18 protein-coding genes and 1 pseudogene are annotated in these 21,592 nt (G+C 64.7%); 13 read left to right on the top strand and 6 right to left on the bottom strand.

Translation table 11 applies throughout. From position 1 onward, the window contains the following. The first annotated feature begins 13 nt into the window (after positions 1-13). From trpS to ASG86_RS08345, 3 genes are read left to right on the top strand one after another with little or no spacing between them, the layout of a single operon-like run. A complete protein-coding gene (trpS, locus tag ASG86_RS08355) occupies positions 14-1,057 on the top strand; it encodes a tryptophan--tRNA ligase (RefSeq protein WP_056332444.1) in 1,044 nt (347 codons plus the stop codon). Positions 1,058-1,061: 4 nt separating this feature from the next. Further along, entirely contained in the window at positions 1,062-1,766 is a 705-nt protein-coding gene (locus ASG86_RS08350) for a 2'-5' RNA ligase family protein (protein ID WP_056332441.1), read from the top strand. Between the two features lie 58 nt (positions 1,767-1,824). Then, positions 1,825-2,799 carry a YihY/virulence factor BrkB family protein gene (locus ASG86_RS08345; RefSeq protein WP_082566719.1) on the top strand — a complete coding sequence of 325 codons (975 nt, stop codon included), beginning with the start codon at positions 1,825-1,827 and terminating at the stop codon, positions 2,797-2,799. Positions 2,800-2,830: 31 nt separating this feature from the next. On the opposite strand, the gene ASG86_RS08340 is transcribed toward ASG86_RS08345, so the two are convergent. After that, positions 2,831-5,065, bottom strand: a complete 2,235-nt coding sequence (locus ASG86_RS08340; RefSeq protein ID WP_056332437.1) for a hypothetical protein — start codon at positions 5,063-5,065, stop codon at positions 2,831-2,833. A 139-nt stretch (positions 5,066-5,204) separates the two neighbouring features. On the opposite strand from ASG86_RS08340, the gene ASG86_RS08335 reads away from it, so the two are divergent. Further along, positions 5,205-6,506: an ABC transporter substrate-binding protein gene (locus ASG86_RS08335; protein WP_056332434.1), complete on the top strand. Its 1,302-nt coding sequence runs from the start codon at positions 5,205-5,207 to the stop codon at positions 6,504-6,506. 68 nt (positions 6,507-6,574) lie between these two features. On the opposite strand, the gene ASG86_RS08330 is transcribed toward ASG86_RS08335, so the two are convergent. The 5 genes from ASG86_RS08330 to sdhC form a co-directional block, all read right to left on the bottom strand. Next, positions 6,575-7,348, bottom strand: coding sequence for an alpha/beta hydrolase family protein (locus tag ASG86_RS08330; RefSeq protein WP_056332432.1), 774 nt, complete (start codon positions 7,346-7,348; stop codon positions 6,575-6,577). Between the two features lie 91 nt (positions 7,349-7,439). After that, positions 7,440-8,222 carry a succinate dehydrogenase iron-sulfur subunit gene (locus tag ASG86_RS08325; RefSeq protein ID WP_056332430.1) on the bottom strand — a complete coding sequence of 261 codons (783 nt, stop codon included), beginning with the start codon at positions 8,220-8,222 and terminating at the stop codon, positions 7,440-7,442. 1 nt (position 8,223) lies between these two features. Continuing rightward, positions 8,224-10,023 carry a succinate dehydrogenase flavoprotein subunit gene (sdhA, locus tag ASG86_RS08320; RefSeq protein WP_056332427.1) on the bottom strand — a complete coding sequence of 600 codons (1,800 nt, stop codon included), beginning with the start codon at positions 10,021-10,023 and terminating at the stop codon, positions 8,224-8,226. 108 nt (positions 10,024-10,131) lie between these two features. Further along, complete coding sequence (locus ASG86_RS08315; RefSeq protein WP_056332426.1) at positions 10,132-10,593, bottom strand: succinate dehydrogenase hydrophobic membrane anchor subunit; 462 nt, start codon at positions 10,591-10,593, stop codon at positions 10,132-10,134. Positions 10,594-10,596: 3 nt separating this feature from the next. Next, positions 10,597-10,977 (bottom strand): succinate dehydrogenase, cytochrome b556 subunit, encoded by a 381-nt coding sequence (sdhC, locus tag ASG86_RS08310; RefSeq protein ID WP_081620212.1) that lies wholly within the window; start codon positions 10,975-10,977, stop codon positions 10,597-10,599. A gap of 276 nt (positions 10,978-11,253) precedes the next feature. On the opposite strand from sdhC, the gene ASG86_RS08305 reads away from it, so the two are divergent. The 9 genes and pseudogenes from ASG86_RS08305 (at position 11,254) to ASG86_RS08265 (ending at position 21,588) form a co-directional block, all read left to right on the top strand. After that, positions 11,254-12,387, top strand: coding sequence for a mannose-1-phosphate guanylyltransferase (locus tag ASG86_RS08305; protein ID WP_056332424.1), 1,134 nt, complete (start codon positions 11,254-11,256; stop codon positions 12,385-12,387). A gap of 100 nt (positions 12,388-12,487) precedes the next feature. Next, positions 12,488-13,705, top strand: a complete 1,218-nt coding sequence (locus tag ASG86_RS08300; RefSeq protein WP_056332422.1) for an amidohydrolase — start codon at positions 12,488-12,490, stop codon at positions 13,703-13,705. A gap of 152 nt (positions 13,706-13,857) precedes the next feature. Continuing rightward, positions 13,858-14,292 carry a MarR family winged helix-turn-helix transcriptional regulator gene (locus ASG86_RS08295; RefSeq protein ID WP_056332420.1) on the top strand — a complete coding sequence of 145 codons (435 nt, stop codon included), beginning with the start codon at positions 13,858-13,860 and terminating at the stop codon, positions 14,290-14,292. 43 nt (positions 14,293-14,335) lie between these two features. Next, complete coding sequence (locus tag ASG86_RS08290; protein WP_056332418.1) at positions 14,336-14,767, top strand: organic hydroperoxide resistance protein; 432 nt, start codon at positions 14,336-14,338, stop codon at positions 14,765-14,767. Continuing rightward, entirely contained in the window at positions 14,764-15,780 is a 1,017-nt protein-coding gene (locus ASG86_RS08285) for an NADP-dependent oxidoreductase (RefSeq protein ID WP_056332416.1), read from the top strand. Before ASG86_RS08290 ends, ASG86_RS08285 begins: the two co-directional genes overlap by 4 nt. Before the next feature lie 256 nt (positions 15,781-16,036). After that, a complete protein-coding gene (locus ASG86_RS08280; protein WP_442854294.1) occupies positions 16,037-17,146 on the top strand; it encodes a BMP family lipoprotein in 1,110 nt (369 codons plus the stop codon). Positions 17,147-17,326: 180 nt separating this feature from the next. Continuing rightward, positions 17,327-18,885, top strand: a pseudogene (locus ASG86_RS08275) (ABC transporter ATP-binding protein). Beyond that, the gene (locus ASG86_RS08270) at positions 18,878-20,266 is read left to right on the top strand and encodes an ABC transporter permease (RefSeq protein WP_056332415.1); all 1,389 of its coding nucleotides are present in this window, start codon (positions 18,878-18,880) and stop codon (positions 20,264-20,266) included. The pseudogene ASG86_RS08275 and the gene ASG86_RS08270 overlap by 8 nt, the downstream one beginning before the upstream one ends. Continuing rightward, positions 20,263-21,588 (top strand): ABC transporter permease, encoded by a 1,326-nt coding sequence (locus tag ASG86_RS08265; RefSeq protein ID WP_056332413.1) that lies wholly within the window; start codon positions 20,263-20,265, stop codon positions 21,586-21,588. The genes ASG86_RS08270 and ASG86_RS08265 overlap by 4 nt, the downstream gene beginning before the upstream one ends. The last annotated feature ends 4 nt before the right edge of the window (positions 21,589-21,592 follow it).

The following is a 21,592-nucleotide window of genomic DNA, read 5'->3' as shown; positions in this document are numbered from 1 at the left end:
CGAAAGTTTTTCCATGACCAGCCAGACTTCCCCCACTGCCAAGAAGCGCATCCTTTCCGGCGCCAAGCCCACTGCCGACTCCCTGCACCTGGGCAACTACATCGGTGCCGTGCGCAACTGGGTGGACATGCAGGCGGAGTACGACGCCGTCTTCTTCATCCCGGACCTGCATGCCATCACGGTGGACTTCGACCCCGCGGAACTGGCCAAGCGGACCCGCATTGTGGCTGCCCAGTACATCGCGGCCGGCATCGACCCGGACAAGAGCATCTTCTTCGTCCAGTCCCATGTCCCCGAGCACGCGCAGCTCGCCTGGGCCCTGAACTGCATCACCGGGTTTGGCGAGGCCTCCCGGATGACCCAGTTCAAGGACAAGACCCAGAAGTCCGGCGCAGACGCCGCCACGCTGGGCCTTTTCGCCTATCCCACGCTGATGGCCGCGGACATCCTCCTCTACCAAAGCGATCTGGTGCCTGTTGGCGAGGACCAGCGGCAGCACCTGGAACTGACCCGGAACCTGGCGCAGCGGTTCAACACCCGGTTTGGCCACACGTTCACGGTCCCTGAGGCAACGATCGTCAAGGAAAGCGCCAAGATCTACGACCTCCAGAATCCCAGCGCCAAGATGTCCAAGACGGGGGAGTCCCCCAATGGTGCCATCCAGCTGCTGGAGGATCCCAAGATCGCGGCCAAGCGCATCAAGTCTGCAGTGACCGACGCCGGCACGGACATCCGCTTCGACGCCGAGGAGAAGCCCGGGGTTTCCAACCTGCTGACCATCTACTCCTCCCTGACGGGCAAGTCGGTGGCGGAGCTTGAAGCCGAGTACCAGGGCAAGATGTACGGCCACCTCAAGGTTGACCTGGCCGAAGTGGTGGTGGACTTCATCACCCCGCTCCGAAACCGGACCAACGAACTGATGGCCGATCCCGCCGAGCTTGACCGGCTGTTGGCCCTGGGCGCGGAACGGGCCCGCGAGATTGCCTCCGCAACCCTTGGCCAGGTGTACCAGCGGATGGGCTTCCTGCCGTCCCTCAGCCTCGCAGGTGTCCGCTAGCGCCATGTCTTCGGGAAACGTCACCGCCAGGGGAGGTGCCTGTTCTGCCGGCCAGGTGGAGCGGACCCGGGCCGACCGCTTCGAAGACCAGTCGGGCCGGAGTGCGGCCACGGACCGTGACGTGACAGGCAGCGAAGAAATCAGCGTCGGCGTCATCCTTGGCTTCCCAGCCGAAATCGCCGGGGAACTGCAGCGCTGGCGGGCGTCCTTTGGCGACCCCCTGGCGGACGTGGTTCCGGCCCACATCACGCTGGTCACCACCACCCCGACCCAGGACTGGGAAGCGACCCGCCGCCACGTCCGTGAAGTTGCGCGCTGCCAGAGTCCCTTCATGGTGACCATCGCCGGGACCGGAACATTCCGGCCCGTCTCTCCGGTGGTCTTCATTAACGTGGAGGACGGGTTCAATGAGTGCGTGGACCTGCACCGCAGGCTCCAGCAGGGCCCGCTCCACCGTGAACTTCCCTTTGCTTACCATCCGCACGTCACCATCGCCCATGACGTCGCACCGGAAAGCCTGGATGAGGCCGAAACGGTGCTGAAGAACTACAGAGCAACCTTCCCCGTGGTTAGCATGGGACTCTATGAGCATGATGCCGAGGGCATCTGGCAGCTACGGGAAGAGCTGGACTTTGGGACCGAAACTGACAACCACGCCGGCACCCGCTTCACGGACGCTGCCGCGGACTCCGCAACCGAAGGCGGCTGACCGGCCGCCGCTGCCCACCGAGCGCGCCCAGCTGAGGCTGGCGGTCATCCAGAAGCGGATGGAATGGGGCAAGGCCAGGAGATCCGGGAGCGGGCTGTTGCCGAGCCTGATGGCCACGGTCCAATGGCTGCAGGCCAAGCTCAACACGCTGCGGCCCATGCGGGCATTCCAGCACTACAATCTCCAGCACGGCCCCTTGCTGAGCGCCGGCATTGGCTTCCGGATGTTCTTCTCCATCACCGGCCTCCTGACGACCGGCTTTTCGGTGGCCGGGCTTGTCCTCCGGAGCCAGCCGGCCCTGCTTGACACCATTATTGCCACAGTGGCGCAAAGCGCCCCCGGACTCCTGAAGGTCAACGGCGGCGAAGGACTGGTGGACCCGAAAGACCTCCTGAACCCGGACGGCCTCGGGTGGACCGCGGTGATTGCCGCCGTGGTCACCGTCATCACATCGCTGGGCTGGATCAACGGCATCAGGGACGGCCTGCGCGGCGTGCTGCGGATGCCTCCGCCCGTGGTTAATCCCATCCTGATGAAGCTGCGCGACGCCGGAACCCTCCTGCTGCTGGGCGTGGCCCTGGTGATCAGCGCCGGAGCTTCACTGGTGTTCGGGACGCTGGCCGGGTGGGTAGCGGACTTCCTGCACCTCACAGATGCCGTGGCCGGCCCCTTGACGACGTCGGTCAAGATCGTTGTTCCGCTGGTCCTGAACTGGGTCACGGCGCTGATCATGTTCCGGCTGGCCGCCGGGCTCAAGCTGTCCCGCCGGGCACTGATCGAAGGCACTGTCCTGTCCGCCGTGGGCACCACAATCCTGCAGATCTTCAGCACCGAACTCCTTGGCGGTGCCAGCCGCAACCCCATCCTGGCGCCGTTTGCCATCATCATCGGCCTGCTCATCTGGTTCAACCTGGTCAGCCAGGTCTACCTTGTCTCCGCCGGCTGGACGGCAGTCCGTGAGGCAGACCAGGAGGCGGACGGCGTGCCGCGAAAGACGATCCTGGGGGCCCGGCGGACAACTCCGCAAACCTGAGGCGCAGGAGGAGGTCCTCCACTCCTGGCAGTTAAGGAGCCTGCACCAGTCCCTCCCACGCTACTGTCCAACCGGATGGAAAGCCGGGTGCATGCCGGTCCGGGCCGTTGTCCCACCCGGCAGCCATCAGGGCGACGGCGGCGAGAAGACCGCCGTTACCGGGAAGGTACAGCGGCAGGGACTCCGTCTGCCGGTTGTGCCCGTTGACCAGGACGGTGTTCTTGGGCGTTTCCTGCAGGAGTGCGTCCACAGCCGTTTCAGGGTCGCCCAGCCGGGCGGCCGTCATGGCCATGACCGGATAGTCCCAGCCCCAGGTACTGTCCCAGTCCCAGTCAGCAAGGACACCCGCGAGCGTGGCCCGCATGACGGTTTCGTCGATCAGGTCCGTCAGTGGGAGGACGCCAAGTGCGCAGAGCATCGAGGGGTGGTCTGTCCTGATGGTGAACGGTTCCACATCCATGGCTGCGTACTCGCCATTGATCACGCGCGGAGGCACCAGGCCATCGGCCACCTCCATCCATGACTGGACCGGTTCCAGGCCCAGCCGCTCCCGCCATGCTGCGGCAATCCGGAGAGCCCACTGCCAGTAGGCCAGTTCGAAGGTCGGATTGGTGACGGTGGCACGGAGCGGCCCATAGCTCTCCTGTGCGGGAATGAGCGGCGGCCCCAGTTCGAACCCCCGCGCCGTGGGGTGGGCGAAACTGGCCATAAAGGCAGCGGATTCGAAGACGATCTCCGCGAATTCCTCGAGTACCGCCGGACTGGGGTTGGCGCGGTAAACCAGTTCCGCCAAGTGGATGGGATGCGGCTGCTGCCAAATCAGGAAGGTTCCGATGGGGCTGGGGCTCTCCCTGCCATCCGGACCTACCTGTTTCGGCCAGCGGACGCCGTCGAACCCCTGCATCCTGGCCGTCTGCCGGGAACTTTCCAGCACTGTTGAATACCAGCGGAGGGACGGCAGGATGAGTTCCGGCCGGTTCCAGTGCGCAAAGTGGGCAGCGTGCCACCAGTGCATCTCCAGGTGGAAGCGGCCCCGCCAGGAATTGCAGACCAGCCCGGTTTCCTGCGGCGGCAGTGATCCCGAGCAGTTGACCGCCGTGAGGTACTGGGACAGCACAATGCGGCGTTCCAGCTCTTTGGCACGGGGGTCGTCCGTTGCGGCAAGTTCAATAGCGCCGCCCGAGGACCAGAATTTTTGCCAATACGCCGCGGACGCTGAAGCCACACTGTCCGCCGGTGAAAGCACGACGCCGTTACCCCCTGGGGCGGGCCTGCTGCCCTTGGGCGCCCCGGCAGCCGGCCGGTTGTTTGCCCGTGGAATGCAGTCACCGTCCTCCCCGGAGCTGAAGGCAATGGAGAAGTCCAACACTCCGCCCCCCGGCCCGTCCGAAGTGCCGGGCACGATCCGCAGACGGTGTTGTTCCGTCTGCATCACCGTGAAATCCTGCCCAGTGATCATCACCTGATAGAGGGAGTTGTCCAACCTCCGGCCGGCGGTCCACATCCTGGTGGCACTGCCTTCTGCGGTTACCGCTTCAGTGAGCGACGTTGTGTGGGCATCCGGGCTGTTCCAATCGGCGGCGTCGTGCCAGGCCTCAGAGCCATAGGGAAAGCCGACGCCGACCACCAGGCCGGAGCCAAGGGCAGGGGACTCCACACGGAAGCCGACTTCGTCCCGGTCCGGGTGGCAGGCAGTTGTGACTTTTACCGGCTGGCCTGCAACTGTGAAGTGACTGGTCACCACCCCAGTCCACAGATCCAGGGTTTGTTCGGTGTCCGTCACCTCACCTCTTGTGATTGCACGCTCTGAGCCGTCCTCCATCCAGCGCAGACCAATCCGTCCCAGGTCCAGTCGGTGGGCGTTCGCGCGGAGCCAGGTTTCAGCAGCGGAGGTATCTGTTTCGCGGTCGTTGACGATGTCGCCCACCATGTCCACGTAGGGCACCGGGCCGCGGGGCGAATCGTAGAGAACTGTCGAGCCGGCCAGGTCGTATGTTTGGGGAGCGGGCACAGAGTGCCATCCCCATTGGGCCTGGGTGCCCAGCAGCGTGCCCGGCGGCAGATCGCCGCGCGCGCCTACAGGGTATTCGTCGGGAAGGGTCTGGAGGCCGGTGAGATCGACGGTGTAAGCGAATTCTCCGTTTCCCACCGAGACCGGGCTTCGCGGGTCGAGGTGCTGCTGCCTGATGTTGTGGCGCTGCACGAGTTCCTTGCGGTCGATGCCTGCATGGGATACCCCGCTTTCGCTGGTGCTTTGGCTGTGCACTCCGCACGCCCTCCTGTTGGTGTCCGCGTTGACGTTTGAAGAATAGTTCAAAGTCGAAACTATTGACCCCAACATACACCTTTGATACGTTTCAGGAAACGTTTTCCCACCCCTTCTGACTGAGGAAGAAGCCTGCCCAATGACGCGTCAAGGTATCCGAGGTATTCGTAAATCGATCGCTGTCCTGTCGGCCGCAGCCCTGCTGGCCACTACTGCCGCCTGCTCGGGTCCCTCCTCCAACAAGGCAGAGGATGGGCCGGTCGAAATCCGTTTTTCCTGGTGGGGCAACGCAGGCCGCGCGGACCTGACCAACAAGGCGATCGCGGAATTCGAAGCAGCGAACCCCAATATCAAAGTGAAACCGGAATACGGCGACATCAGCGGCTACTTCGATAAGCTCGCCACCCAGATGGCCGCCAACGACGCCCCGGACGTCATCACCATGGGTGGGGCCTATCCAGCCGAGTATGCCAACCGCGGGGCCTTGCTGGACCTGTCGAAGGTGGAGGGATCGCTTGACCTGTCCAGGATTGACCAAGGGGCGCGGGAGAACGGGCAGGTCAAGGGCAAACAGTACGGCGTCTCCACCGGAGCCAACGCGCTGGCGATAGTGGTCAACCCGGCCGTCTTCGCCGCAGCCGGCGTTCCCCTTCCGGATGACAGCACCTGGAGCTGGGACGACTTCGCCAGGATCGCCACTGACATCACCAACAAGAGCCCGAAGGGTACATACGGAACGGCAACCGTCCTCACCCACGACTCCCTGGACGCCTTTGCCCGCCAGCGCGGGGAATCCCTCTACACCCAGGACGGCCAACTGGGTTTGGGCAAGCAAACGGTTCAGGACTACTTTGATTACTCCCTGGAGTTGAGCGGTTCCGGTGCTGCTCCCAGTGCCTCGGAAACTGTCGAAAAGCTCAACGTCAGCACCGAGCAGACCCTCATGGGCATGGGGAAGGCCGGAATGATGCTCACATGGAGCAATTCACTGACAGCCCTCAGCAAGGCCTCGGGCGCTGACCTGAGGCTGCTCAAGCTTCCCGGCGAAAAGCCCACTCCGGGAATCTGGCTTCAGTCCTCGCAGTTCTACACCATCTCCGCCCGCAGCAAGCACACTGACGCCGCCGCAAAGCTGGTGAACTTCCTGGTCAACAACCCGTCAGCGGCCAAGATCATCCAGAGCGACAGGGGCATTCCCGGAAACGCTGAAATGCGGACAGCCATTCAGGGCCTGTTGACACCACAGGGCAAGGTGGAAGCGGAGTACATCGACCAGATCGGCAAGATGGACTTCGCCCCCACGTACATTGGCCCCACCGGATCAACGGCTGTTTCCGAGATTACTGCCCGGATCAATACAGACGTCCTGTTCAAGCGCCTCACGCCGGAGAAGGCAGCCGAGCAGTGGATCAGCGAGAGCAAGGCGGCCATCGGCAAGTAGCCTTCCGGCGGCCGCGGTGTCTCCGCTAAGGCGCGGTGCATCCATCCGGAAGGCAGCAAGGAAGCCGCTCAGGCGGGTGCTGCGTCGAGGTACTGGTCTGCCCAGGCGGCGATGATCCTTGCTGCCCGGGCGGCCTGGCCCTTGCCGGTCAGGAGGTGGTCGCTGCCCTCAAGGGAGACGAAGTTCCGCGGATGCCGTGCCGTCTGGAAGATGGTGCTGGCATTTTCGATCCCCACGGTGTTGTCAGTGGGGGAGTGCAATACCATCAACGGCTTGTGCAGTTGCCTGATGCAGTCCGTCAGGTCCGCGTTCTCCAGGTCCTCCACGAAGTGCCGGCGGATCTCCACCCGCTTGCCGCCCAGGTCCACCTCGGCGCTGCCCTCGCTCAGGATCCTGTCCAGCGCCGCATCGAAGACGTGGGCCACGTGCTTGGGGGAGAAGGGTGCCCCCACGGTGGCAACGGCGTCCAGCTCAGGAATTTCCCGCGCGGCGGCAAGGACCGCGGCGCCGCCGAACGAGTGGCCCACCAGCAGGGAGATTTCCTTTCCCTGGCTGCGCATGAATTCCGCAGCCTTCACGGTGTCCGCCACCTTGTGGCTGAATGAACCCGCTGACCATTCCCCTGCCGAGCCGCCCAGGCCCAGGTTGTCGAAGCGCAGCATGCCGATGCCGCTGTCCGCCAGCGCCTTGCACATGCGGGACGCGGAGGGGCTGTCCTTGCCCAGTGTGAAACCGTGCGAGAAGACGCCCCAGCCTTTGACGGGGCCCTCCGGGACGTCAATGATGCCGGACAGCGTCTCGCCGGTGGACCCGGTGAAGGACACTTTTTCGGAGCGGGACAAGGAGGACCCCTTTCTGCTGAAATGGCCGACGGCGCCGCCACCACACGTGGTGAGCGACGCCGTCGGCCGTTGTATCTGTTGGTGAACGCGCCTAGATCTTGCGGGCCAGGATGGCCTGCTTGACCTCCGCGATGGCCTGCGTGACCTGGATGCCGCGGGGGCATGCCTCGGAGCAGTTGAAGGTGGTGCGGCAGCGCCACACACCTTCCTTGTCGTTCAGGATCTCCAGGCGCATGTCACCGGCATCATCACGCGAGTCGAAGATGAAGCGGTGCGCGTTGACGATTGCGGCGGGACCGAAGTACTGCCCATCGGTCCAGAACACCGGGCAGGAGGACGTGCACGCGGCGCACAGGATGCACTTGGTGGTGTCGTCAAAGCGCTCACGGTCCTCGGCGGACTGCAGGCGTTCCCGGGTGGGTTCGTGGCCCTTGTTGATCAGGAAGGGCATGACCTCGCGGTACGACTGGAAGAACGGCTCCATGTCCACGATGAGGTCCTTCTCCACCGGCAGGCCCTTGATGGGCTCCACGGTGATGGGCTTGGACGTGTCCAGGTCCTTCAGCAGCGTCTTGCAGGCAAGGCGGTTGCGGCCGTTGATGCGCATGGCGTCGGAACCGCACACGCCGTGGGCGCAGGAGCGGCGGAAGGACAGCGTACCGTCCATCTCCCACTTGACCTTGTGCAGGGCATCCAGGACACGGTCCGTGCCGTACATGGTCAGGTGGAAATCATCCCAGGTGGCTTCCTCGGAAACCTCCGGGTTGTACCGGCGGACCCGCATGTGGACGTCAAACGTGGGGATTTCCCCGCCCCCGCCAACGCCGGCAGGAAGTTCGACCTTTGAGGCTGGCTCAGCGATTTCGGTGCTCATCCTAGTACTTCCTCACCATCGGCTCGTAGCGGGTAAAGACAACCGGCTTGGTGGCCAGGCGGATGCCGGCAATTGCTTCTGCCGATCCGTCAGCCGGGGCGTGGTCATCCTTGTACGCCATGGAGTGCTTCATGAATTTCTCGTCGTCACGCTCGGGGAAGTCCTCGCGGAAGTGTCCGCCGCGGGATTCCTCGCGGTGCAGGGCGGCCACGGTCATGACCTTGGCCAGCTCCAGCAGGAAGCCGAGTTCAACGGCCTCGAGCAGATCCAGGTTAAAGCGCTTGCCCTTGTCCTGGACGTTGATGCGCTTGTACCGCTCCTCGAAGGAGGCGATGTCCCGCAGCACCTGGTTCAGGGTGTCCGCCGTGCGGAACACCTGCATGTTGGCGTCCATGGTGTCCTGCAGTTCCTTGCGGATCTGCGCCACCTTTTCATCGCCGGTGCCGTTGCGGGCAATGTCCAGCAGTTCGGTGGTGTAGGCCAGCGGGTTCTCCGGCAGCTCCACGAACTGGGCGGTCTTGGCGTATTCCGCTGCGGCGATACCTGCCCGCTTGCCGAAAACGTTGATGTCCAGCAGGGAGTTGGTGCCCAGGCGGTTGGAACCGTGGACGGATACGCAGGCCACTTCGCCGGCTGCGTAGAGGCCCGGGACTACGGTGTCGTTGTCCTGGAGGACCTCTGTGGTGATGTTCGTGGGGATGCCGCCCATGGCGTAGTGCGCTGTGGGGAACACGGGCACCGGCTCGGTGTACGGTTCCACGCCCAGGTAGGTGCGGGCAAACTCGGTGATGTCCGGCAGCTTCGCGTCGATGTGCGCCGGCTCAAGGTGGGTCAGGTCCAGGAGGACGTAGTCCTTGTTCGGACCGCAGCCGCGGCCTTCGCGGACCTCGTTGGCCATGGAGCGGGCCACGATGTCACGGGGTGCCAGGTCCTTGATGGTGGGGGCGTAGCGCTCCATGAAGCGCTCACCCTCGGAGTTGCGCAGGATGGCACCTTCACCGCGGGCAGCCTCGGAGAGCAGGATGCCCAGGCCGGCCAGGCCTGTCGGGTGGAACTGGAAGAACTCCATGTCCTCCAGGGGGATCCCGCGGCGGAAGGCGATGCCCATGCCGTCACCGGTGAGGGTGTGGGCGTTGGACGTGGTCTTGAAGACCTTGCCGGCGCCGCCGGAGGCGAACACCACGGACTTGGCCTGGAAAACGTGCAACTCGCCGGACGCGAGGTCGTAGGAGACCACGCCGGCAACGCGCTTCTGCTTGAACGGCGTGCCGTCTGCGCGGACAGCGTCCTCTTCAACGGTCAGCAGGTCCAGCACGTAGTACTCGTTGTAGAACTCAACGTTGTGCTTGACGCAGTTTTGGTACAGGGTTTGCAGGATCATGTGGCCGGTGCGGTCCGCTGCATAGCATGCGCGGCGGACCGGAGCCTTGCCGTGGTCGCGGGTGTGGCCGCCGAATCGGCGCTGGTCAATGCGGCCTTCGGGCGTGCGGTTGAAGGGCAGGCCCATCTTTTCCAGGTCCAGCACGGCGTCGATGGCTTCCTTGGCCATGACCTCGGCGGCGTCCTGGTCAACCAGGTAGTCGCCGCCCTTGACGGTGTCGAACGTGTGCCATTCCCAGTTGTCTTCCTCGACATTGGCAAGGGCTGCGCACATGCCACCCTGTGCCGCACCAGTGTGCGAGCGGGTGGGGTAGAGCTTGGTCAGTACTGCTGTGCGCGCACGCTGACCGGATTCGATCGCGGCGCGCATGCCAGCGCCACCGGCACCGACGATGACGACGTCGTACTTATGGACCTGCATACCAGATGCTCTTTCTCTCAAAATTCGCTATAAAACAACGGGGCGGCTTTGCCTGCTCCGCAAAACAGGGCCCGCGGAAAAGCCCGCGGGCCCGGGGTTGTGCCAGTGCTAGGCAGGGCAGAATCCACCAGGAAGGGCAACACCGTTCACCACAGGGCACGGGTTGAAGGTGAAGATGACCAGCGTGCCCAGGAGGATGATGACGACGGCGGCCGCGTACAGGACGGTCTTCAGCCACCGGCGGGTGGAGGTCTTCTCGGTGTAGTCATTGATGATGGTCCGCACGCCGTTGGTTCCATGCAGCATGGCCAGCCAGAGCATGGCGAGATCCCAGAACTGCCAGAACGGGTCTGCCCACTTGCCGGCGACGAAACCGAAGTCGATGGCGTGAATGCCTTCGCCCACCATGAGGTTCACGAACAGGTGGCCGAAAATGAGGACCACCAGCACCACGCCGGAAAGGCGCATGAACAGCCAGGCGATCATCTCGAAATTGCCCCGGGAGCCGCCGCTGCGGCGGTACTGGGGGGCGATCCGCCCGCTGCGGGGGCTCTCGATCGTTGCAGTCATGGCTTAGTGACCTCCGAGGGCGAGGGACAGGTGGCGGATGGAGAAAGCGACCATGGTCACGACCCACAGGGCCAGGACTGCCCACAGCATCTGCCGCTGGTACTTGGCGCCCTTCTTCCAGAAGTCGACCGCAATGATCCGCAGGCCGTTGAAGGCGTGGAACACGATGGCGGCAACAAGGCCGGTCTCGCCCAGCGCCATCAGGGGGTTCTTGTAGGCGCCGATCACAGCGGTGTAGGCCTCCGGTGACACACGCACCAAGGAGGTGTCCAGGACGTGGACCAACAAGAAGAAAAAGATCACTACACCGGTAATGCGGTGTCCTACCCAGGACCACATGCCTTCACGGCCGCGGTACAAGGTGCCAGCTGGTTTTGTCGGCACTGATAAACCTCCCTGCAACACAGCGGCGCTGGCATGAGATCCATGCGGGGGGAACGCCTGCTGCGAGAGCACTCGTAGCTCAGGCCTAAATCTAGGCTCCGCTAACAGCTTATTCAATTTAGGAGTTTCTTGGTGTCCAGTACTGGAGCGGATTTTCCGGTGAAATGAGACGAACGCCACATCTGTTCCGGCTTTTGGCCGGGACGGTACCGGAAAATGCGGGTCCGGTGGGTCTGCAAAGGGACCGGTTGCGGCCGTTCCGCTAAAGTAGCCCTGATGAGTACAGACAAAGTGACAAGCCCGGCTTCACCCCTTGACCGCTTCATTGCGGTGATTCCGGCAGGCGGAGTGGGGACCCGCCTCTGGCCCCTGTCACGTGCCGCAGCTCCCAAGTTCCTTCACGATCTCACGGGATCGGGCAGCACCTTGCTGCGCGCCACCTACGACCGGCTGCATCCGCTGGCAGGCAGCCGGATGCTGGTCGTCACTGGCAAGGCGCACCGCGATGCCGTGTGCCGGCAGTTGCCCGAGCTGCACGATTCGGACCTGGTCCTCGAATCGGAGCCCAAGGACTCCGGTGCGGCCATCGGCCTTGCCGCTGCCATCCTGCACGAGCGAGATCCTGACACCATCATGGGTTCCTTCGCCGCAGACCAGGTCATCAGTCCGGACGACCTGTTCCAGCAGGCCGTCCGTGAGGCCATCTTTACTGCCGCTGCCGGCAAGATCGTCACCATTGGCATCAAGCCCACGCACCCGTCCACCGGGTTCGGCTACATCCGTTCCGGGCAGGACCTGCACATCGAGGGCGCGCCCAGCGCCCAGGACGTGGTGGAGTTCGTCGAGAAGCCCGACGAGGAAGTGGCCCAGCAGTACGTCGACAGCGGCAACTACGTGTGGAACGCCGGTATGTTCGTGGCGCCGGTGGCGCTGATGCTCAAGCACCTTGAGGCGAACCAGCCCGAACTGTTCCAGGGCCTGCAGGAAATCGCCCGCGCGTGGGACACCCCCCGGCGCGACGAGGTCACCGCGCGCGTCTGGCCAACGCTGCCGAAGATCGCCATCGACTACGCAGTGGCCGAGCCCGCCGCCGAAGCCGGGGACGTCGCCGTCGTACCCGGGACCTTCCGTTGGGACGACGTTGGCGACTTTGCCTCGGTGGGGCGCCTCAACAGCGCCAAGGAAGTGGACGACGTCACGGTCCTCGGCGAAGGTGCCCGCGTGTTCACCGAGAACTCAAGCGGCGTTGTGGTCACCGACACCAAGCGCGTGATCGCCCTGATCGGCATCCAGGACGTTGTCATCGTGGATACGCCGGACGCTTTGCTGGTGACCACCATGGCCAATTCCCAACGCGTCAAGGCTGCCGTTGACGCACTCAAGGCAAGCGGCGACACGGACGTTCTCTGATCCCGTAACCTGCCGGCCCAACCCGCGCCGGCAGGTTACGGGATGTAATGAGGCGTCAGTGAATGGGCACGAAAGCCAACACCCTCGCTAGAGTGAAGCAGTGCGCAATTACACTACTGAAGCCGAGCCCACCGCCCTGGTGGCTCCCTGGCTCGAACCGCTTTTGCCGGAACTGATCGAATTCCGGCGGGACCTGCATGCGCACCCGGAACTGTCCTTCAAGGAGTTCCGCACCACCGACAAGCTCGCCGAGCGGCTCGAAGCTGCCGGCCTGAGCCCCCGCCGCCTGGAAGGCACCGGTCTGACGGTGGACGTGGGCGAAGGCCCCATCGCCACGGCGCTTCGCGGCGACATCGATGCCCTGCCCATTATCGAGGAGACCGGGCTGCCGTTCGCGTCGAAGAACCACGGCGTCACCCACGCCTGCGGCCATGACGTGCACACCACCACCATGCTGGGCATCGCCCTGGTGCTGCACCGGATGCACCAGGAATCACCCCTCGGCGCCACCGTCAGGATCATCTTCCAGCCCGCTGAGGAGACCATGCCCGGCGGCGCGCATTCCTGCATTGAACAGGGTGTGCTGGACGGCGTCCCCCGGATTTTGGCGCTGCACTGCGACCCCCGCATTGAAGTGGGCAAGGTGGGAACCCGCATCGGTGCCATCACCTCGGCGTCGGACACCATCCGGATCGAACTCTCCGGCCGCGGCGGCCACACATCCCGCCCGCACCTGACCGAAGACCTGGTGTTCGCGCTGGCCCAGATCGCCGTCAACGTACCCGCCGTGCTGTCCCGCCGGGTGGACGTCCGCAGCGGCGTCTCCGTCGTGTGGGGCCAGATCACCGCAGGCTCGGCACCCAACGCCATCCCCGGCAGCGGCTACATGGCCGGGACCATGCGCTGCCTGGACCGGGACGCCTGGCACGCCGCCGGTGAACTCCTTGACGAAGTGGTCCACCAGGTGGCTGCGCCCTACGGCGTGGACGTCCACCTGGAGCACACCAGGGGAGTGCCGCCGGTGGTGAACTCCGAACACGAGACAGCCATCATCGAGGCCGCCGCCCGGGCCGAAATCGGCGAAAGCGCCGTGGTGCTCACCCCGCAGTCAATGGGCGGCGAGGATTTCGCGTGGTTCCTCGCGGAACTTCCCGGCGCCATGATGCGCCTGGGCACCAAGACGCCCGGAGGCGAGGACTACGACCTCCACCGCGGGGATTACATCCTGGACGAGCGCTCGCTTGGCCTGGGTATCCGGGTCCTCACCGCAGCGGCGCTCCGCACCATCCGCGACCTGGAACAGACCCCGGTTTCCTGACAAGCCCTGCCTGGTATCCCCGCCCCGGGTGGGGATATCAGGCATCGCTGTTTCAGGACAGCAACAAGGGAAGTACGACGACGGCGGCGCACAAGGGCAGCCACAGGTGCGGTAAGTTGTGCACAACTTAGTTGTGGGCTATCGTTATAACCATGACCGAAGCACCCCGCCTGGACCGGCAAGTCTGTTTTGCGCTGTACTCGGCCTCCCGTGCCGCTACCGCCGTCTACCGGCCTGTCCTGGAGGAACTGGGACTCACCTACCCGCAGTACCTGGTGATGCTGGTCCTGTGGGAGAACGAACCCCGGGGCGTCAAGGAAGTCGGCGGGGAGCTGGGCCTTGACTCCGGCACCCTGTCGCCGCTCCTGAAGCGGCTGGAAGCCCTGGGGCTCGTGGAACGGCGGCGCTCCGGCGAGGACGAACGCCGCGTTGCCATCCACCTGACGTCCGCCGGGCGAAACCTCAGTGGCCAGGCAAGTGCCATTCCGCAGCGGCTGGCCGACGCCGCAGGTCTCTCCCTGGACGAACTTGAACAGCTGCGGACCACCCTGGGCAAGCTCACGGCTGCCCTGCATGAATCGCTCTGAACCCGAATACTGCACCATCCCACCTACAGGACGGATATTTTTCGTGAAGACTCTCTACACCGCCGAGGCACTGGCCTCGGGTGAAGGCCGCGACGGCGCTGCACGCAGCAATGACGGCAAGCTGGCAGTGGCCCTCGCCAGCCCGGTCGAACTCGGTGGCAGCGGCCAGGGCACCAACCCCGAACAGCTCTTTGCCGCCGGGTATGCCGCCTGCTTCCACTCCGCTCTGCGCCTGGTGGGCCGCAAGGCAGGAGCTGACCTGACGGATTCGGCAGTGGCGGCGAAGATCCACCTGGGGCAGCTGGACGGCGGTGCAGGCTTCGGGCTGGCCGCCGAGCTCGAAATTGCCCTGCCGGCGCTGGACCTCGCTGCCGCCGAAGAGCTGGTGGCCAAGGCGCACGAGGTCTGCCCCTATTCAAATGCCACTCGCGGCAACATCAACGTTGACCTCAAGATTCTGGAGTACGCAGCATGAGCACAGCCCTTGCAACCACCACCCGTGAAATCCGGCTGGCCTCCCGTCCCGTGGGGCGCCCCTCGGGCGAAAATTTCGAACTTGCCGAGTCGCCGCTGCCCGCGCTTGAAGACGGCCAGATCCTGGTGCGCAACCTTTTCATGTCCGTGGACCCCTACATGCGCGGCAGGATGAATGACGTCAAGTCCTACTCGGCACCCTTCGCCGTGGGCAAGGCGCTCGATGGCGGCGCGGTAGGCGAGGTGATCGCGTCCCGTTCATCCGCACACCAGGAGGGCGACGTCGTCGTGCATTCCCTTGGCTGGCGCGAGTACGCGGTGGTTGACGGCACTGCTGCCACCCCCGCCCGGACTGACCTGGCGCCGCCGTCGGCTTTCCTTGGCGCGCTGGGCATGACCGGCCTGACGGCCTACGCCGGCCTGCTGAAGGTCGCCGAATTCAAGCCGGGGGACGCTGTGTTTGTCTCGGGTGCGGCCGGTGCGGTTGGGTCCCTGGTGGGACAGATTGCCAAGGCCATGGGGGCTTCACGTGTCATCGGTTCCGCCGGCTCGCCGGCCAAGGTGGCCCGGCTCCTGGAGCTTGGCTTCGACGCCGCGTTCGACTACCACGACGGTCCGGTTGTGGAGCAACTGGAGAAGGCGGCCGGCCCGGCCGGTATCGACGTCTACTTCGACAACGTGGGCGGCGAGCACCTCGAGGCGGCCCTGGCAGTCCTGAACGTGGGCGGCCGGGTGGCCATGTGCGGTGCCATCGCGCAATACAACTCCACCGAACCCACTCCCGCACCCCACAACCTGATGCAGGCCATCGGCAAGCAATTGACCCTGCGCGGTTTCCTGGTGGGCGGGCAGCGGCAGCATGCGGCAGAGTTCGCGGAGAAGATGGCCGGGTGGTTGGCGGACGGGACCGTGCGCTACGACGAGACGATCGTCGACGGGCTGGAGAACGCTCCGCAGGCATTCATGGATCTCCTGGACGGCGCAAACACCGGCAAAATGCTGGTCCGGCTGTAGCCACCAGAACCAGGCATAAGCAGTAGGGGCACCGCGTTTCCGCGGTGCCCCTACTGCTTGGTAACAACTTGTAAACAATCTCCCGGATGGGCTCCTGGCGTGCTATGGGGACGTGGCGCAGGCCACTAAAGTAAGTGCCATCAGTGCGCTCCGGCGCAGTGCTGCGTGCCTTCAGTGAAAACAGAATTTCAGCGCCGAAACGGACACTCATTGAATTCCAGCCCGTAGCGCCACTCGCATCATCCCTGGAGGAAAATTGAAGAAATCACTGCGTGCCGTCTTCAAGCGCGGTTCAATGGCCGGTGTGGCCACCCTCGGTGCGTCCGCGCTTGTGCTCACCGCCTGCGGTGCAGCCCCCGAAGCCGGCAGCACCTCATCCGCAGGTGCCAGCGACTACACGGGCTGCATCGTTTCGGACTCCGGTGGATTCGACGACCAGTCCTTCAACCAGTCCTCCTACGAGGGCCTGAAGAAGACCGAGAAGGACCTCGGCATCAAGGTCAACCAGATCGAGTCGAAGACCAACAACGACTTCGAACCCAACCTGCGCGCCATGGTCACGGCCGGCTGCAACCTGACCATCACGGTCGGCTTCCTGCTGGGCGACGCCACCAAGGCCCAGGCCACCGCCAACCCGGACAAGCACTTCGCCATCATCGACTTTGGCTACGACAAGCCCATCAGCAACGTCAAGCCCATCATCTACGACACCGCGCAGGCAGCCTTCCTCGCCGGCTACCTGGCCGCAGGAACCACCAAGACCGGCACCGTGGCCACCTTCGGCGGCATCAAGATCCCCACCGTGACCATTTTCATGGACGGCTACGCCGACGGCGTGAAGTACTACAACCAGCAGAAGGGCAAGAACGTCAAGCTGCTCGGCTGGAACAAGGACGCCCAGGACGGCAGCTTCACGGGTGACTTCGAAAAGCAGGACGTGGGCAAGCAGCTGACCAAGAACTTCCTGGACCAGGGTGCGGACATTGTGATGCCCGTGGCCGGTCCCGTGGGCAAGGGCGCCGGCGCGGCGCTCAACGAGGCCAAGGCTGCCGGGAAGGACGTCAAGCTGATCTGGGTTGACTCCGACGGCTACCTCACCGCCCCGGACTACAAGGACATCATGCTCTCCTCCGTCATGAAGCAGATGGGCGAGGCCGTGGAGACGGTTGTCACCGAGGACAAGGAGGGCAAGTTCAACAACACCCCGTACGTGGGCACCCTTGCCAACGACGGTGTGCAGCTGGCGCCCTTCCACGACCTCGATTCCCAGGTCCCCGCGGAAGTGAAGTCCGACCTCGAGAAGATCAAGAAGGACATCGTCGACGGCAAGCTGAAGGTTGAGTCCGCAGCAAGCCCCAAGGCCTGATCCACTAACAGGAAGCGCCACCGCCGGTCCGTCACCCACTGGCCGGCCGGTGGCGCTTTTTGCTGGCCGAACGTTTACCGCGCCCGGCCGGCTCCTCCCGGTACTGCAGCCACTAGGCTGGTGCTGCAGCCATATATCCCGTCCGGTCGATCACCGGGCGCTTCGAGATTGGTCAGAGTTTTGAAACTTGAACTCAGAGGGATCACCAAACGCTTTGGCACGCTCCTGGCCAACGACCACATCGACGTGGTGGTTGAGCCGGGCCAGATCCATTGCCTCCTTGGTGAAAACGGGGCGGGTAAATCCACCCTGATGAACGTGCTGTACGGGCTGTACGAGCCCTCCGAAGGCGAAATCCTCATCGATGACAGGCCCGTTACCTTCAGGGGTCCCGGTGATGCCATGGCGGCAGGGATCGGCATGGTGCACCAGCACTTCATGCTACCGTGGCCGAGAACGTGGCACTGGGTGCCGAACCCACCAAGGCGGCCGGCTTCCTCAACCTGGACCAGACCCGGCAGCGCATCAAGGAGATCTCGGACCAGTACGGCTTCGACGTGGACCCGGACGCCCTGGTGGAGGACCTGCCCGTAGGCGTCCAGCAACGGGTGGAAATCATCAAGGCGCTGGTCCGCAACGCCAGGGTCCTGATCCTCGATGAGCCCACGGCCGTACTGACCCCGCAGGAGACCGACGAACTCCTGGACATCATGCGCCAGCTCAAGTCGCGCGGAACCTCCATCGTCTTCATCTCCCACAAGCTGCGCGAGGTCAAGGCAGTCTCGGACACCATCACGGTGATCCGGCGCGGCAAGGTGGTGGGTACTGCCGATCCTGCCGCCTCCACCACCGAGCTTGCCTCGATGATGGTGGGCCGTGCCGTGAGCCTGACCCTGGACAAGGCCCCGGCCCAGCCGCGGGAAACCACCTTCGAGGTCCGCGACCTCACCGTCATCGCGCCCAACGGACAGCACGTGGTGGATCACCTCAGCTTCCATATCAAGCGCGGTGAGATCCTGGCCATTGCCGGCGTCCAGGGCAACGGGCAGACCGAACTCACTGAGGCCATCCTGGGCCTGCAGGAACGCGTCAGCGGTTCCATCGTCCTGGACGGCAGGGAACTCGTGGGCCGGTCCGTCAAGGAAGTCCTGCAGGCCGGCGTCGGGTTTGTCCCTGAGGACCGCAAAGTGGACGGGCTCGTGGGTACCTTCTCCGTAGCGGAAAACCTGGTCCTTGATCTTTACGACAAACCGCCCTTCGCCAAGGGAATCAGCATGAGCCCGGCGAAAATCATGGAGAACGCCAAGGCACGCATAGGCGAATTCGATGTCCGCACCCCCTCTGCCGCAGCGGCCGCCGGAACGCTGTCCGGCGGCAACCAGCAAAAGCTCGTGATGGCCCGGGAGCTCTCCCGGCCCCTGCGTCTCTTCATTGCCTCCCAGCCCACCCGCGGCGTGGACGTGGGCTCCATCGAGTTCCTGCACCGGCGGATCGTCGCGGAGCGTGACCAAGGGACCCCGGTCATGATCATTTCCACCGAGCTTGACGAAGTGATGGAACTGGCCGACCGCATCGCGGTGCTCTACAAAGGCAAGCTGGTGGGCACCGTCCCCGCCGGGACAAGCCGCGACGTGCTGGGCCTCATGATGGCCGGCATCCCGCCGGAAGAACACGCACAGACCCCGCAGGCCGGCACCCCGGCCGCCACCTCCAATGCCGAGGGAGCCGACCATGCCTGACCAGCCTTCCCCCAAACACGCCAAAGACGACCCCCGGGTCGAAGACACCCAGCACGCCGCCAGCCAGGACAGCCCGGCCGCGGAGGACACGGCTGCAGTTGTGGCCGTCGATACCGCCGGCGGCGCCATGCAGCCCTCTGCTGTTCCGGCCACGGCCCAGAGCGGGCAGCTTCCCGGCGGCTCCGGGACCGTGCTGCGGCGGATCTTCACTGGAAGCGGCATCGTGTCCGTGCTGGCGGTGCTGCTGGCGCTGATCATCGGCGGCCTGCTCATCGCGAGCACGGACAAGCAGGTGGCCACCACGGCGGGCTACTTCTTCGCCCGGCCCACGGACATGCTGGCGGCTGTCTGGAATGCGGCCACGCGCTCCTATATCGCCCTGTTCCAGGGCTCGGTGTTCAACCCGCGCGGCAATGGGTTGGCGGCCCAGTTCGCGCCCTTCATGGAGACCCTCACCATCGCCACACCGCTCATCACCGCCGGCCTGGGCGTGGCGCTGGCATTCCGGGCAGGGCTCTTCAACATCGGTGCCCAGGGGCAAATTATCGTGGCGGGCATCCTGGCAGCCTGGGTGGGCTTCGCCCTCCACCTTCCGTTCGGCCTGCACCTGCTGCTGGTGCTGGTGGCGGGCATCGTTGGCGGCGCCCTATGGGGCGGACTCGCCGGGCTGCTGAAGGCCCGCACCGGAGCCCACGAGGTCATCGTGACCATCATGTTCAACTACATTGCGTTGTACTTCCTGCGCTACCTGCTGAACACCCCGGCGTTCCAGCGGCCGGGGGAGTCCAACCCCATTTCACCCATCCTGGATCCCAGCGCCGTCTACCCGCAGATCCTGGGAAGCCAGTACCGGCTGCACCTGGGTTTCGTCCTGGCGATCGCCGCCACGGTCCTGGTGTGGTGGCTCCTCAACCGGTCCACAGTGGGCTTTGAGTTCCGTGCGGTGGGTGCCAATCCCAAGGCGGCGCAGACCGCCGGCATCAACGTCTCCCGCTCCACCATCCTGGTCATGGCCATCGCGGGCGGGCTCGCCGGCATGTCAGGTGTGGCCCAGGTTGCCGGCACCGAGAAGGTGCTCACGGACGGCGTCGCCGCCACGTACGGTTTTGACGCCATCACGGTCGCCTTGCTGGGACGTTCGACGCCGTGGGGCACCTTCGCTGCCGGCCTGCTGTTCGGCGCCTTCCGCGCCGGCGCGGTCCAGATGCAGATCCAGACCGGCACCCCCATCGACATCGTCCTGGTGGTCCAGTCCCTGATTGTCCTTTTCATCGCCGCACCGCCGCTGGTCCGGGCCGTCTTCGGACTGAACCCGCGGCGCAGGAAGCCCGCGCGAGCAGCCAGGTCCCGGCAGGCGGCCACTACCGGAGGTGCCGCATGAGCACAACAGTTTCTTCGTCCAGGCCGGGCAAACCCCAGCCCGGAGGACCCACCGCAGGTGCTCCATCCGCAGCACCGGCCACCAGGCCAGTCAGCTGGAAGACGCCCGTCCTGCTCACCGTCTTCGCCCTGGTCTCCCTGGTGTTCTTCGGATTCCTGGCCCCCAGCCAGACTGCCAGCTTCGGAATCTCCACCGGGGAAGACTTTTTCCAGCTGCCCGCACTGGAAATCAACGCGTTTGCCGGCGGCATCGTCTTATCCGTGCTCCTCGTGGCATTGGCGGGATACGCCGTCTACCTGAAGATAAAGAACCAGCCGGCTCCGGGCTGGCTGGCCGTCACCTTCATCGTGATCTTCGTGGCCGCATTCCTTATCTGGGTGGTGGGCGGCGCCCGTACGCCGGCCATCTCGCTTGCAGGGCTCATCGCGGGGTCCGTCACGCTTGCCGTTCCGCTCGTGTTCGGGTCGCTGTCCGGTGTCCTGTGCGAGCGGGTGGGCGTGGTCAACATCGCCATCGAAGGGCAGCTCCTGGGCGGGGCATTCACCGCAGCCATCGTCGCCAGCATGACAAAGAACGCCATCATCGGCCTGCTGGCAGCGGCCATCGCCGGTGCGGTGGTATCCATGGTCCTGGCCCTGTTCAGCATCAAGTACCTGGTGAACCAGATCATCGTCGGCGTCGTCCTCAACGTCCTGGTCTCCGGGGTGACGGGCTTCCTGTTCAGCACTGTGATGCAAACCAACAAAGCCCAGTTCAACTCACCGCCGGGCCTGGATGTGATCGACATTCCCGTGCTCTCCAGCATCCCGATCATCGGTCCCATCCTGTTCCGCCAGTCGCTGGTGGGCTACCTCATGTACGTGGCCGTCGCAGTGGTCTGGGTTGGCCTGTTCAAGACGAGGTGGGGCCTGCGTGTCCGGGCAGTGGGGGAGCACCCCCAGGCGGCGGACACCCTTGGCATCAACGTCAACGCTACCCGGTTCTGGAACGTCACCCTCGGCGGTGCCGTCGCCGGCATCGGAGGCTCCTTCTTCACCCTGGTGGCCATTGACAGCTTTACCAAGGAAATCTCCGGTGGGCGCGGCTTCATCGCCCTGGCCGCCCTCATCTTTGGCCGCTGGAACCCAGTGGGAGCCTTCTTCGCGGCACTCCTGTTCGGCTTCGCCGACAACCTCCAAAGCATCGTGACCATCATCGGCACACCGGTGCCCAGCCAGTTCATGGCCATGCTGCCCTACCTGGTGACCGTCCTCGCCGTCGCCGGCCTGGTTGGCAAATCCAGGGGCCCCGCCGCCAGCGGCATCCCTTACGTCAAGGGATGACCGC

Origin of the sequence: Arthrobacter sp. Soil764 (assembly GCF_001428075.1) — a bacterium.
Classification (GTDB): domain Bacteria; phylum Actinomycetota; class Actinomycetes; order Actinomycetales; family Micrococcaceae; genus Arthrobacter.
Note: the sequence above shows the minus strand (reverse complement) of the source record. Positions and strands in the feature narration are given on the sequence as shown.